This window comes from Janthinobacterium goodfellowi (assembly GCF_051380695.1).
Lineage (GTDB): Bacteria > Pseudomonadota > Gammaproteobacteria > Burkholderiales > Burkholderiaceae_D > Janthinobacterium.
On the sequence record NZ_JBNYXN010000004.1, the window covers coordinates 618,396 to 630,716 of the forward strand.

Here is a 12,321-nt window from a genome sequence, read left to right on the forward strand (position 1 = left end):
GAAGACAGTACGCCAATACGGCGAGACGCCGGCAACAACGTCCTGCGCAATCCGGACAAGCTGCGCAGGACTAGGCGCCAAGTCGAAGACAGTACGCTAGTACGGCAAGACGCCGACAACAACGTCCTGCGCAATCTGGACAAGCTGCGCAGGACTAGGCGCCAAGTCGAAGACAGTACGCTAGTACGGCGAGACGCCGGCAACAACGTCCTGCGCAGCTTGTCAAGCGTGGCGCTTGAAGTCGCGGAAGCGGAAGCCAACGAGGAACAAGGTGGCAAAGTACGCCACGCCGCACAGGGCCACCACCAGGGCCAGCGCGCCGGCCCGTAGCAGCGGATGGGCTTGCATGGCGATCCAGTCGATGCGCATGGCGCCCACATATGCCACGCCGCCCATCACGACGAGTGCCGGCAGCAGGCGCGCGAAGAATTTGGCCCAGCCCGGTTTCGGCTGGTAGATGCCGCGCTTGCGCAAGCCCCAGTAGAGAAAAGTGGCGTTCAGGCAGGCGCCCAGGCCGATCGACAGGGCCAGGCCGGCCACGGCGATGTAGGGCACGAACAGCAGATTCATCAGCTGAGTGGCGATCAGCACGCCGATGGCGATTTTCACGGGCGTGCGGATGTCCTGGCGCGCATAGAAGGCGGGCGCCAGGGTTTTCACCAGGATGATGCCGATCAAGCCCAGGCTGTAGGCCACCAGCGGCTGCGTCGACATGGTCACGGATTCGGCCGTGAACTTGCCGTAGTGGAAGAGGGTGGCGATCAGCGGCGTGGACAGGGTCGCCATGCCGACGGCGGCGGGCAAGGCCAGCAGAAAAGTCAGGCGCAAGCCCCAGTCCAGCAGGGCCGAGTATTCCGTCTTGTCGCCGTCCACGTTCGCTTTCGACAGGCTGGGCAGCAAGATGGTGCCCAGGGCCACGCCCAGCATGGCGGTGGGGAATTCCATCAGGCGGTCCGCATACGACAGCCAGGAAATGCTGCCTTCTGCCAGGCGCGAGGCGATGCTGGTATTGATCATCAGGCTGATCTGCGCCGCCGAGACGGCGAACACGGCCGGGCCCATCTTCTTCAGCACGCGGCGCACGCCGCCGTCCGACAGGCCGATGGCGGGATTGATCGACAGCCGCGGCAGCATGCCGATCTTGATCAGCGCGGGAATCTGGATGGCCACCTGAAGCAGGCCGCCGGCGAACACGGCGATGGCCATGGCGTAGATCGGCTGTTTCAGGTATGGCGCGAGGAACAGCGAGGCGGCGATAAAGGACAAATTCAGCAGCACCGGCGTGAACGCGGGAATCTTGAATTCGCGCCAGGTATTCAAGATGCCGCCGGCCAGGGCCACGAACGACATGCAAGTAATATAAGGGAACATCAGCCGCGTCATCCACACGGCGGCGTCGAAGGCGCCCGGGTCCTTGGACAGGCCCGTGGCGATCACGTAGACGAACCACGGCGCACCGACGATGCCGATGGCCGAGACGAGCAGGGTGGCCCAGACGAGCGTGGTGGCCACATGGTCGGCCAATTGCTTGCTCGCTTCCTGGCCATGCTGGTTCTTGTATTCAGACAAGATCGGCACGAACGCTTGCGAGAACGCGCCCTCGGCAAACAATCGGCGCAACAGGTTGGGGATGCGGAAGGCAACAATGAAGGCGTCCGTGTAGGCGCCGGCGCCAAAGGCGCGCGCGAACAGGCTTTCGCGCAATAATCCGGTTACACGGGACAGCATGGTCATGCTGGAAATGGCGGCGAGGGTTTTAAGCAAGTTCATGGGGGCAGATTATAGCCGGGCGCGCTACCGTTAAACGCTTAAAATATGGTAACAATTGCTGCCGATTCGCCCTTGCCAGTCCCAATTTCAGGTGTTTTTGGCGTCACACCCGGTTTTTTGATTTGCCCCCGCTTGAAAATATCGCTATAATCGAAGGCTGTACAGAATTCTGTTACGCAGACACTAATGTTTGACAGGCACTGGTTTGGCACACATGGTTCGGCAGACGCACAGAACGCACCGGTTGGCAAACACTAATGTTTGCAAACGCACTTTGACCCTGTTTTAGGAAATTCCATGGCAAATACCGCACAAGCGCGCAAACGCGCTCGTCAAGCAGTTAAGCAAAACGCACACAATTCGTCCCAACGTTCGACCTTGCGCACGGCTATCAAAGCTGCTCGCAAAGCGATCCAGGGCGGCGACAAGGCAGCTGCTGCTGCAATCTTCCAAGCATCCGTGTCGACCATCGACCGTATCGCTGACAAGAAGATCATCCACAAAAACAAGGCAGCTCGCCATAAGAGCCGTCTGGCAGCTGCTTTGAAAGCACTGTCCGCTTAATATTCGCCAGCAGGCAAGCCACCACGGTGGCCTTGCCTGTGCCGGTACGCTGGCACTGGTTGAAAAGCAAAAACCCGCAGATTCGTTCTGGCGGGTTTTTTCGCGTGCGCGCGTGCTTTTCCGCGCAACTGCGGCGACGGTTTCCGGCAGCGCCTTGCTGCCGGCCGCCACGGTCTAGCGCAGCGCCGGCAAGTTGCCGATGCTCATGCCCGGCTTGATATTCTTTTGCTTGAACCAGCCCAGGTTCATTTCCAGCGCATAGCGCACGGGCACGGTCTTCGTGGAGCAATGGCTGTCGAGCGTGTGCGGCTGCATGTCTTCGATGTTGACGATCTTGCCGCTGGCATCGATAAAAGCCACCGACAGGGGCAGCGGCGTGTTCTTCATCCACATGCATTGCGTTGACGGGTTGCCAAAGACAAACAGCATGCCCGCATTCGCCGGCATCTTTTCACGGTACATCAAGCCCTGTTCGCGCTGCTCTTCCGTGGCGGCCACTTCCGCCTGGATCAAATGCATGCCGGCCGACAGTTGCACGCTCTTGCCTTGCGGTGTTTGCGCCTGGGTCATGCTGATGCAAGACAGCAGGGCGATGGACAGGCCGAGACGGCGTAGGGAGTTTTTCATGGGACGGGATGGTGGCTGCGAAGCGGCGATTAAGCCATGCTGGCAGCCGCCTGGTCAAGCATGCGGCCCGGCCGCATCGAAAGCGTGGGGTTACAGCAACATGGTTGCTGCCGTCACCCCGGGAACGGCGCTTACTTCACCGGCTTGCCTGCTTCAGCTGCCGGCTGCTTCGTCTTGCGCGCCTGGGGAATCACGCGCGGTGCATCGGTTGCGGCCGATGCCTTGGTCGATGCGCCGGAACGGGCCGCGTCCGTCGCCGCCGATGCGCTGACGGAGGCCGACGCCGGCGGCACGGGCTTGGCGGCGTCGGTCGCGGCGGAGGCGTGCACCTGAGCGCCCGACTGGGCCAGTGCGGCGCCGGCAAGCAGGGAAGCGGCCAGGGTGAATATTACTTTAGTCATCATCTTTCCTTTTCCGTCATGTGAAGGTCCGATGATTTTAATATATTATCTAAAAATAAATAATGCTTATTGGAAAAATGACGGTGCCGGCGCCGTTTTTTTTTGCCCTGTTCACGTTTTTCCAATGTTCTCGGCCGGCACTTCGCACCATTCGCCGGGCATCAGCGGATGGCTGGCCAGCGAGAACGGGCCGATGGCGCTGCGCACCAGGCGCAGGGTGGGCAGGCCGACGGCCGCCGTCATGCGCCGCACTTGCCGGTTTTTTCCTTCTTTCAAGGTGATCGCCAGCCATGAGGTCGGCTTGTCGGCGCGCGCGCGGATGGGCGGATTGCGGGGCCACAGCCAGTCCGGCTCGGCGATGCGCACGGCCTTGCACGGCTTGGTGATGAAGTCGCCCAGGTCCAGCGGCGCCTGCAGGCGCGCCAGGCTGGCTGCATCGGGCACGCCATCGACCTGCACCAGGTAGGTTTTCGCTTCCTTGCGGTCCGGGTGGCTGATCTCGTGCTGCAGGCGGCCGTCGTCCGTCAGCAGCAGCAAGCCTTCGCTGTCGGCGTCGAGTCGGCCGGCCGGATAGATGCCGGGAATCGTGATGTGGTCGGCCAGGGTGGCGCGGCCGTCCTGCGGCGAAAACTGGCACAGGACCTGGAATGGTTTATTGAAGAGAATGAGTGGCATGCTGGATAAATTGATGCAAACGAGGGTGGCTGCTGGTCGGCGCCGCAAAAGCGTGGCGCCCTGTAAGATACTGGTGCATAATGTGAAACGTTAGTCTTATGTCTTATAGAAGACTTTGGGCGGTATGGCAACGAGGTTCTTTGGCGCCGCGGATGGCCCGGCTGTTCTTTCCCTGCTAAAGTGCGTTATTGCCGCCCTGTTCGGACTTGTTTTTGTAAACTCTGCAACCGCAGAGCGCGTCGCCGGCCCGTGTTGCCCGCCAGCGGTGTGTCCCACTTCGGAGATCACGATGTATCAACATATCACTGTACCTGCTGACGGCCAAAAAATCACCGTCAACGCCGATTTTTCGCTGAATGTACCAGATAATCCCATCGTTCCCTTCATCGAAGGCGATGGCACGGGCATCGATATCAGCCCGGTCATGATCAAGGTGATCGACGCGGCCGTGGCCAAGGCCTACGGCGGCGCGCGCAAGATCAGCTGGATGGAAATCTACGCGGGCGAGAAATCGACGAATGTGTACGGCCCCGATGTGTGGCTGCCGGAAGAAACCTTGGAAGTGCTGAAAGATTACGTGGTCTCCATCAAGGGCCCGCTGACGACCCCCGTGGGCGGCGGCATCCGCTCGCTGAACGTGGCGCTGCGCCAGCAGCTCGATCTGTACGTCTGCCTGCGTCCCGTGCGCTATTTTACGGGCGTGCCATCGCCCGTGAAAGAGCCGGAAAAGACGGACATGGTGATTTTCCGCGAAAATTCGGAAGACATCTATGCCGGCATCGAATACCAGCAAGGCTCGCCGGAAGCCAAGAAATTGATGGATTTCCTCGTCAATGAAATGGGCGTGACGAAAATCCGCTTCCCGGCCACCTCGGGCCTGGGCATCAAGCCCGTCTCCATCGAAGGCACGGAGCGCCTCGTGCGCAAGGCCATCCAGTACGCGATCGACAATGACAAGCCTTCCGTGACGATCGTGCACAAAGGCAACATCATGAAATACACGGAAGGCGGCTTCCGCGACTGGGCGTATGCGCTGGCGCAAAAGGAATTCGGCGCCGAGTTGATCGATGGCGGTCCATGGTGCAAGTTCAAGAATCCGAAGACGGGCCGCGACATCATCGTCAAGGATTCCATCGCTGACGCGTTCCTGCAACAGATCTTGCTGCGTCCGGCCGAATACAGCGTCATCGCCACCTTGAATCTGAACGGCGATTACATTTCCGACGCGCTGGCGGCACAAGTGGGCGGCATCGGCATCGCGCCGGGCGCCAACCTGTCCGATTCCGTCGCCATGTTCGAGGCGACGCACGGCACGGCGCCGAAGTACGCGGGCAAGGATTATGTGAACCCCGGTTCCTTGATTTTGTCGGCGGAAATGATGCTGCGCCACATGGGCTGGCTGGAAGCGGCCGACCTGGTGATTTCTTCGATGCAAAAATCGATCGCGTCGAAGCGCGTCACCTACGATTTCGCCCGCCTGATGGAAGGCGCCACGCAAGTGTCTTGCTCCGGCTTTGGCGAAGTGATGATCGAGCACATGTAATAGCAGGGGCGGGGCAGGGTGCCGCGCACCCTGCGGACGAAAAAAAACCCCGCTTCAAGGAAACGGGGTTTTTCACATCTGAGGGCCGGCGATGCTTAGGCTGCTTGGATGTTGGAAGCTTGCTTGCCTTTAGGGCCTTGCGTGACTTCGAATTGAACTTTTTGACCTTCTTTGAGGGTCTTGAAACCGTTCATGTTGATTGCGGAGAAATGAGCAAACAAATCTTCGCCGCCATCATCTGGAGTGATGAAGCCAAAACCTTTGGAATCATTGAACCACTTAACTGTACCTGTTGCCATAAAAAGAACTTTCAAAATTAAAACAAATCACACGAGCCATAAAAGCAAGAAGCTTCTTGCCCCCTCCTCGACGTCTCACTTCTTATCAAGCTGTACATTACTGCAACAGTCGATACAGCATTGTTGGCGGAATAAATAATGAAGTCAAGCGCTTTTCCATCGATATTGACAAATTCTTCACGACAACCAAAAAAGCAACTCTTGATTTTGACAGCAAGGTCGCCATCTGCGCACTATTAAGAAAACGCGTAAGATTGAAAACAATTGGAAAGGCGTAGATATTGCGCATGACAACCACTGTGAAAGCATTAGAATAAGCGTATGGCAACCAAGCACGACACAGAAACCCTGCTGGAGCGGCAAGTGCTGAAGCCGCCACCGCTCTACCAGGTGGCCTTGCTCAATGACGACTACACCCCGATGGAATTTGTGGTGGCCATCATTCAGGAGTATTTCAACAAGGACCGTGAAACGGCGACGCAAATCATGCTCAGTGTTCATCGCTACGGCAAAGGAGTGTGCGGCGTGTTCTCTAAAGATATAGCGTGTACCAAAGTGGAGTTCGTTTTAACGCATGCGCGCAAGGCGGGGCATCCCCTGCAGTGCGTGATGGAGGAAGTATGATTGCGCAGGAATTAGAAGTAAGTTTGCACATGGCGTTTGTCGAAGCTCGGCAGGCACGGCACGAATTCATCACGGTTGAGCATTTACTGCTGGCACTGCTGGACAATCCCTCCGCTGCCGAGGTATTGCGTGCCTGCGCGGTCAATATAGAGGACCTGCGCAAGACCCTCACCAATTTCATCGGCGATAACACGCCGACCGTGCCTGGCACGGGCGAAGTCGACACCCAGCCGACGCTTGGTTTCCAGCGCGTGATCCAGCGCGCCATCATGCACGTCCAGTCCGCTTCGAACGGCAAGAAGGAAGTCACGGGCGCCAATGTGCTGGTGGCCATCTTCGGCGAAAAGGATTCGCATGCGGTCTACTACCTGCATCAGCAGGGCGTGACGCGCCTGGACGTGGTCAATTTTATTTCGCACGGCGTGCGCAAGGACCAGTCGACGGAAAGCGCAAAAGCCTCCGAAGGCGTGGAAGAAGCGCCTGTCGATGGTCAGCCGAAGGAAAGCCCGCTCGACCAGTTCACGCAAAATCTGAACAAGGCCGCTGCCGAAGGCAAGATCGACCCGCTGATCGGCCGCGAGGAAGAAGTCGACCGCGTGATCCAGATCCTGTGCCGCCGCCGCAAGAACAATCCGCTGCTCGTCGGCGAGGCGGGCGTGGGCAAGACGGCCATCGCCGAAGGCCTGGCCTACCGCATCACGCAAAGCGACGTGCCGGAAATCCTGCAGAATGCCGTCGTGTATTCGCTGGACATGGGCGCCTTGCTGGCCGGTACCAAGTACCGCGGCGACTTCGAACAGCGCCTGAAAGCCGTGCTCAAGCAATTGAAGGACAATCCGAACGGCATCCTGTTCATCGACGAAATCCACACCATCATCGGTGCGGGCTCGGCCTCGGGCGGTACCCTGGACGCGTCCAACCTGCTGAAACCGGCACTGGCCAACGGTCAATTGAAGTGCATCGGCGCGACCACGTACACGGAATTCCGCGGCGTGTTCGAGAAAGACCATGCGCTCTCCCGCCGTTTCCAGAAAGTGGACGTCAACGAGCCGACCGTCGAACAAACCGTGCAAATCTTGCGCGGCCTCAAATCGCGCTTCGAAGAGCACCATGGCGTGAAATACTCGGCCTCGGCCCTGTCGACGGCCGCCGAACTGGCGGCGCGCTTCATCAACGACCGCCATCTGCCCGACAAGGCGATCGACGTCATCGATGAAGCGGGCGCGGCACAGCGCATCCTGCCGAAGTCGAAGCAAAAGAAAACCATCGGCAAGGCCGAGATCGAGGACATCATCGCCAAGATCGCGCGCATTCCGCCGCAAACGGTCAACCAGGACGACCGCAGCAAGCTGCAGACGATCGACCGCGACTTGCGCAATGTCGTGTTCGGGCAAGATCCGGCCATCGACGCGCTGGCGTCGGCCATCAAGATGGCCCGTGCCGGCCTGGGCAAGACGGACAAGCCGATCGGCTCCTTCCTGTTCTCCGGTCCTACCGGCGTCGGCAAGACCGAGGTGGCGAAACAGCTGGCCTTCATCCTCGGTATCGAGCTGATCCGTTTCGACATGTCGGAATACATGGAACGTCACGCCGTCAGCCGCCTGATCGGCGCGCCGCCGGGCTATGTCGGTTTCGACCAGGGCGGCTTGCTGACGGAAGCGATCACCAAGAAGCCGCATGCGGTCTTGCTGCTCGATGAAATTGAAAAAGCCCATCCGGACATTTTCAATATCCTGCTGCAAGTCATGGACCATGGCACCTTGACGGACAACAATGGCCGCAAAGCCGATTTCCGCAACGTGATCATCATCATGACGACGAATGCGGGTGCGGAAAGCCTGCAAAAGACGTCGATCGGCTTCACCAATTCGAAGCAGGCCGGCGACGAGATGGCCGACATCAAGCGCATGTTTACGCCGGAGTTCCGCAACCGTATCGACGCGACCATCAGCTTCCGCGCGCTGGACCAGGACATCATCCTGCGCGTGGTCGACAAGTTCCTCATGCAGCTGGAAGAGCAGTTGCACGAGAAAAAGGTCGAGGCCGTATTTACCGAGAAGCTGCGTGCTTTCCTCGGCAAGAAGGGCTTCGATCCGCTGATGGGCGCGCGGCCGATGGCGCGTTTGATCCAGGACATGATCCGCAAGGCGCTGGCCGACGAACTGCTGTTCGGCCGCCTGGTCACGGGTGGACGGGTCACCGTCGACCTCGACGACAAGGAGCAGGTCTTGCTGGAATTTCCGGAACCGCCAGATGCGGCGCCGACGGCAGCACCGGAAACGGTGGAAGTGGAATAAGCTTCCTGCCGTCAACGAAAAACCCGCCCACGCAAGTGGCGCGGGTTTTTTTACGTTTTTGTGGGCAATAAAGAAGGTTTTCTTTGGTCGCGGTTATGCCAGAATTGCTGTCCGGTATCGACATGATGTCCATGCCACCTGACCGCTATCTGGATGCCCACATGAAAATTTCCCGAACTCTCGCCTTGCTGCTGTTGTCCTCCGGAATGCTGGCTAACGCTGCGGCCGCCGCTGCCGCGCCCGCCACCAGCTACTTCCGTTTTCCCGCCGTGCGCGGCGATACCGTCGTCTTTACGGCCGAAGGCGATTTGTGGAAAAGCAGTGTGCGCGGTGGTGCGGCGCAGCGGTTGACCACGCATCCCGGCTATGAAACGAACGCGGCGATCTCGCGCGACGGCCAGTGGCTGGCGTTTTCCGCCGCCTATGAAGGGGCGCAGGAAGCGTATGTGATGCCGCTGTCGGGCGGCTTGCCGCGCCGTATTTCCTTTGATAATGGCGGCGTGCTGGTGCTGGGCTGGACGGCGCAGGGCGAAGTGCTGGTCAGCACGCAGAATACGGACGGTCCCGCCTCGCGCCGCATCGTCGCCGCCATCGATCCCGTGAAACAGACGCGGCGCGTGTTTCCCGTGGCCGACGCCAACGATGCCGTGCTCGACGACGCTGGCAAGACGCTGTTCTTCACGCGTTTCGGTCTGGCCATGACGAACGACAATGTGCGCAACTACCGGGGCGGCGCGCATGCCACCCTGTGGCGCTATGACCTCGACGGCAAGGGCGAGGCCGTGCGCATGCACACGGATGCCGGCGTCTTGGCGGGCAACAACAAGCGTCCCATGTGGTGGCAGGGCCGTATCTATTACATCAGCGACGAGGGCGGCAGCGACAATCTGTGGAGCATGCTGCCCGACGGCTCCGACCGCCGCGCCTTGACCAGCCACACGCAGTGGGACGTGCGCAACGCACAGCTGGGCGACGGCAAGATTGTGTATCAATTGGGCGCAGACCTGCGGGTGCTGGATCTGGCCGCAGGGACGGATTCATCGCCATTGCCGATCAGCCTCGTATCCGACTTCGACCAGCAGCGCGCGCGCCAGATCCGCTCGCCGCTCGATACCTTGAGCAATGTGCAGCTGTCGGGCAAGGATGAGCGCATCATCCTCACCGCTCGCGGGCGCGTCAGCATCGCCGGCACGGGCAGTCAGCGCCGCGTCGACATCGCCATTCCCGAAGGGGCACGGGCGCGCGATGCCGTCTTTTCCAGCGACGAGAAATCCGTGTTCGCCATCGTCGACACGAGCGGCGAGAACGAAATCTGGAAGTACGCCGCCGATGGCTCGGGCAAGGGCGAGCAGCTGACGACGCAGGGAGATAATCACCGCTGGAAGCTGTACCCGTCGCCGGACGGACGCTGGCTGGCGCACACGGACAAGAAGGGCCGTTTCTGGCTGCTGGACCTGGCGACCAGGGGCAACCAGCTGATCGACGACGCGGGCAAGGCGGGCGTGGACAAGCACGACGAGGTGCAATGGTCGCCCGACAGCCGCAACCTGGCCATCGTGCGCGTGGCCAGCAACGAGCAGCGCGAGCAGATCGGCTTGTACAACCTCGCATCGAAACAGCTGCAGTTCGTCACCAGCGACCGCTATACCTCCGCTTCGCCCGTGTTTTCGCCGGACGGGCGCTGGCTATATTTCATGTCGGCGCGCAATTTCCAGCTGGCCAACGGTTCGCCGTGGGGCGACCGCAACATGGGTCCCGTGTTCGACAAGCGCATCGGCGTGTATGCGTTGGCGCTGCAGCCGGGCAACCGTTTCCCGTTCCAGCCCGACGATGAACTGAGCCGTCCGGGAGTGAAACCGGCCGAGACGGACGATGAAAAGGCGGCCGAATCGGCGGCGGAAAAGGCATTGGAAAAGGCCGGCGGCAAGTCGGCCGTGAAGAAAGCGCCGGCCGCCCTGCCGGACGTCGTCTTCAAGGGGCTGGCCGAGCGCCTGTATGAAGTGCCGCTGGCGGCGGGCAATTACAGTGCGCTGGCCATCGATGACAAGCGCCTGTATTTCCTCGATCGGGAAAGCGGCGAGAACAAGTCCAGCCTGAAGACGCTCGCCATCGGCAATGCGGGCTCCAAGCCGGAACTGCTGGTGGCCAATGTGCGCGAATTCGACCTGGCGCAGGATAAAAAGCATTTGTATTACCGCACGGCTGCGGCCACGGGCCCGGGCGAGATGCTGGTGATCGAGGCGGGCGCCAAGCTGCCGTCCGACCTGTCGAAGGCGAAAGTAAAAGTCGACGACTGGACGTTTGTGTCGAACCCGCGCCTGGAATGGAAGCAGATGTTCAACGATGCGTGGCGCTTGCACCGCGATTTCCTGTACGACGCGAAGATGCGCGGCGTGGACTGGAAGGCGGCGCGCGACAAGTATGCGCCGCTGGTCGAGCGGGTCACGGACCGCGCCGAGCTCAATGACGTGCTGGGCATGATGGTGGCCGAAGTGGGCGCCCTGCATTCGCAGATCCGTCCCGGCGAATTGCGCCGCACGGAGCAGGAAGGCGCGCCGGCGGGCCTGGGCGCCGTGCTGGCGCGGACAAACGAGGGCTACCGGGTCGAGCATGTCTACCGCAGCGAGGCGGAATTGCCCTCGGCGCGCGCACCGTTGTCGCGGCCCGAAGTGAATGTGAAGGAAGGCGACGTGATCACGGCCGTCAACGGCAAAGACGTTCTGGGCGCGCGCGATATCAGCGACCTGCTGCTGAACCAGGCCGACAAGCAGGTGCTGCTGCAGGTCAAACGGGGTCATGGCAAGGGCGTGCCGCGCGCCGTCATCGTCACGCCCGTGAACATGGCGAAACAGACGGCGCTGCGCTATGGCGACTGGGAATTGAGCCGCGCCGAGCAGGTGGCCGCCGCCTCGCAGGGGCGCGTCGGCTACCTGCATCTGCGCGCCATGGGCGCCAACGACATCGCCTCGTTCGCGCGCGATTTTTACGCCAACATCAACCGCGAAGGCCTGATCATCGACGTGCGGCGCAATAACGGCGGCAATATCGACAGCTGGATCATCGAAAAACTGCTGCGCAAGGCCTGGGCCTACTGGGCGCCGCCGGGCGTGCAGCCATCGTCGAACATGCAGAACACCTTCCGCGGCCATCTGGTCGTGCTGGTCGATGAACTCACGTATTCCGATGGCGAGACCTTCGCCGCCGGCATCAAGGCATTGAAACTGGCGCCGCTGGTGGGCAAGCGCACGGCCGGCGCCGGCGTCTGGCTCAGCGACAATACGCGCCTGGCCGACAATGGCATGGCGCGCGTGGCGGAAAACGGCCAGTTCGGCATCGATGGTCAGTGGCTGATCGAAGGCGTGGGCGTGGTGCCGGACGTTGAGGTGGAAAATCCGCCGCACGCCACCTTCAATGGCGCCGACCGCCAGCTGGAAGTGGCGCTCGACATGCTGGCGAAAAAGCTCAGGGAACAGCCGCGCCCCGCGTTCCAGGCGCAGCCGATCCCCGCGCTGAAGTAATCC

At 60.7% G+C, this 12,321-nt stretch carries 10 protein-coding genes; 5 read left to right on the top strand and 5 right to left on the bottom strand.

Going from position 1 to position 12,321, the window contains the following annotated elements; all coding sequences use genetic code 11:
• Positions 1-222: 222 nt before the first annotated feature.
• Entirely contained in the window at positions 223-1,770 is a 1,548-nt protein-coding gene (murJ, locus tag ACQ4WQ_RS18735) for a murein biosynthesis integral membrane protein MurJ (RefSeq protein WP_436499107.1), read from the bottom strand.
• A gap of 297 nt (positions 1,771-2,067) precedes the next feature.
• Here murJ and rpsT point away from each other — a divergent pair, with 297 nt between their 5' ends.
• Positions 2,068-2,334 (top strand): 30S ribosomal protein S20, encoded by a 267-nt coding sequence (rpsT, locus tag ACQ4WQ_RS18740; RefSeq protein WP_010395935.1) that lies wholly within the window; start codon positions 2,068-2,070, stop codon positions 2,332-2,334.
• A 174-nt stretch (positions 2,335-2,508) separates the two neighbouring features.
• On the opposite strand, the gene ACQ4WQ_RS18745 is transcribed toward rpsT, so the two are convergent.
• The 3 genes from ACQ4WQ_RS18745 to ACQ4WQ_RS18755 form a co-directional block, all read right to left on the bottom strand.
• Entirely contained in the window at positions 2,509-2,961 is a 453-nt protein-coding gene (locus tag ACQ4WQ_RS18745) for a DUF192 domain-containing protein (protein WP_436499109.1), read from the bottom strand.
• A 131-nt stretch (positions 2,962-3,092) separates the two neighbouring features.
• The gene (locus ACQ4WQ_RS18750) at positions 3,093-3,362 is read right to left on the bottom strand and encodes a hypothetical protein (RefSeq protein WP_326457621.1); all 270 of its coding nucleotides are present in this window, start codon (positions 3,360-3,362) and stop codon (positions 3,093-3,095) included.
• 111 nt (positions 3,363-3,473) lie between these two features.
• The gene (locus ACQ4WQ_RS18755) at positions 3,474-4,037 is read right to left on the bottom strand and encodes a pseudouridine synthase (protein WP_326457620.1); all 564 of its coding nucleotides are present in this window, start codon (positions 4,035-4,037) and stop codon (positions 3,474-3,476) included.
• A gap of 289 nt (positions 4,038-4,326) precedes the next feature.
• On the opposite strand from ACQ4WQ_RS18755, the gene icd reads away from it, so the two are divergent.
• Positions 4,327-5,580, top strand: a complete 1,254-nt coding sequence (gene icd, locus ACQ4WQ_RS18760) for an NADP-dependent isocitrate dehydrogenase (RefSeq protein ID WP_046682579.1) — start codon at positions 4,327-4,329, stop codon at positions 5,578-5,580.
• Between the two features lie 95 nt (positions 5,581-5,675).
• On the opposite strand, the gene cspE is transcribed toward icd, so the two are convergent.
• Positions 5,676-5,879: a transcription antiterminator/RNA stability regulator CspE gene (gene cspE, locus ACQ4WQ_RS18765; protein ID WP_010395943.1), complete on the bottom strand. Its 204-nt coding sequence runs from the start codon at positions 5,877-5,879 to the stop codon at positions 5,676-5,678.
• A 321-nt stretch (positions 5,880-6,200) separates the two neighbouring features.
• Between cspE and clpS the strand changes: the two genes are divergently transcribed.
• The 3 genes from clpS (at position 6,201) to ACQ4WQ_RS18780 (ending at position 12,318) form a co-directional block, all read left to right on the top strand.
• Positions 6,201-6,503, top strand: coding sequence for an ATP-dependent Clp protease adapter ClpS (clpS, locus tag ACQ4WQ_RS18770; protein WP_034751577.1), 303 nt, complete (start codon positions 6,201-6,203; stop codon positions 6,501-6,503).
• Positions 6,500-8,800 carry an ATP-dependent Clp protease ATP-binding subunit ClpA gene (gene clpA, locus ACQ4WQ_RS18775; protein WP_070312116.1) on the top strand — a complete coding sequence of 767 codons (2,301 nt, stop codon included), beginning with the start codon at positions 6,500-6,502 and terminating at the stop codon, positions 8,798-8,800. The genes clpS and clpA overlap by 4 nt, the downstream gene beginning before the upstream one ends.
• 161 nt (positions 8,801-8,961) lie before the next feature.
• Positions 8,962-12,318: a S41 family peptidase gene (locus ACQ4WQ_RS18780; RefSeq protein WP_436499112.1), complete on the top strand. Its 3,357-nt coding sequence runs from the start codon at positions 8,962-8,964 to the stop codon at positions 12,316-12,318.
• The last annotated feature ends 3 nt before the right edge of the window (positions 12,319-12,321 follow it).

Bases quoted from the DNA above. Each gene is read 5' to 3' on its own strand.
- murJ (WP_436499107.1), bottom strand. From the start codon at position 1,770: ATGAACTTGCTTAAAACCCTCGCCGCCATTTCCAGCATGACCATGCTG.
- rpsT (WP_010395935.1), top strand. From the start codon at position 2,068: ATGGCAAATACCGCACAAGCGCGCAAACGCGCTCGTCAAGCAGTTAAG.
- ACQ4WQ_RS18745 (WP_436499109.1), bottom strand. From the start codon at position 2,961: ATGAAAAACTCCCTACGCCGTCTCGGCCTGTCCATCGCCCTGCTGTCT.
- ACQ4WQ_RS18750 (WP_326457621.1), bottom strand. From the start codon at position 3,362: ATGACTAAAGTAATATTCACCCTGGCCGCTTCCCTGCTTGCCGGCGCC.
- ACQ4WQ_RS18755 (WP_326457620.1), bottom strand. From the start codon at position 4,037: ATGCCACTCATTCTCTTCAATAAACCATTCCAGGTCCTGTGCCAGTTT.
- icd (WP_046682579.1), top strand. From the start codon at position 4,327: ATGTATCAACATATCACTGTACCTGCTGACGGCCAAAAAATCACCGTC.
- cspE (WP_010395943.1), bottom strand. From the start codon at position 5,879: ATGGCAACAGGTACAGTTAAGTGGTTCAATGATTCCAAAGGTTTTGGC.
- clpS (WP_034751577.1), top strand. From the start codon at position 6,201: ATGGCAACCAAGCACGACACAGAAACCCTGCTGGAGCGGCAAGTGCTG.
- clpA (WP_070312116.1), top strand. From the start codon at position 6,500: ATGATTGCGCAGGAATTAGAAGTAAGTTTGCACATGGCGTTTGTCGAA.
- ACQ4WQ_RS18780 (WP_436499112.1), top strand. From the start codon at position 8,962: ATGAAAATTTCCCGAACTCTCGCCTTGCTGCTGTTGTCCTCCGGAATG.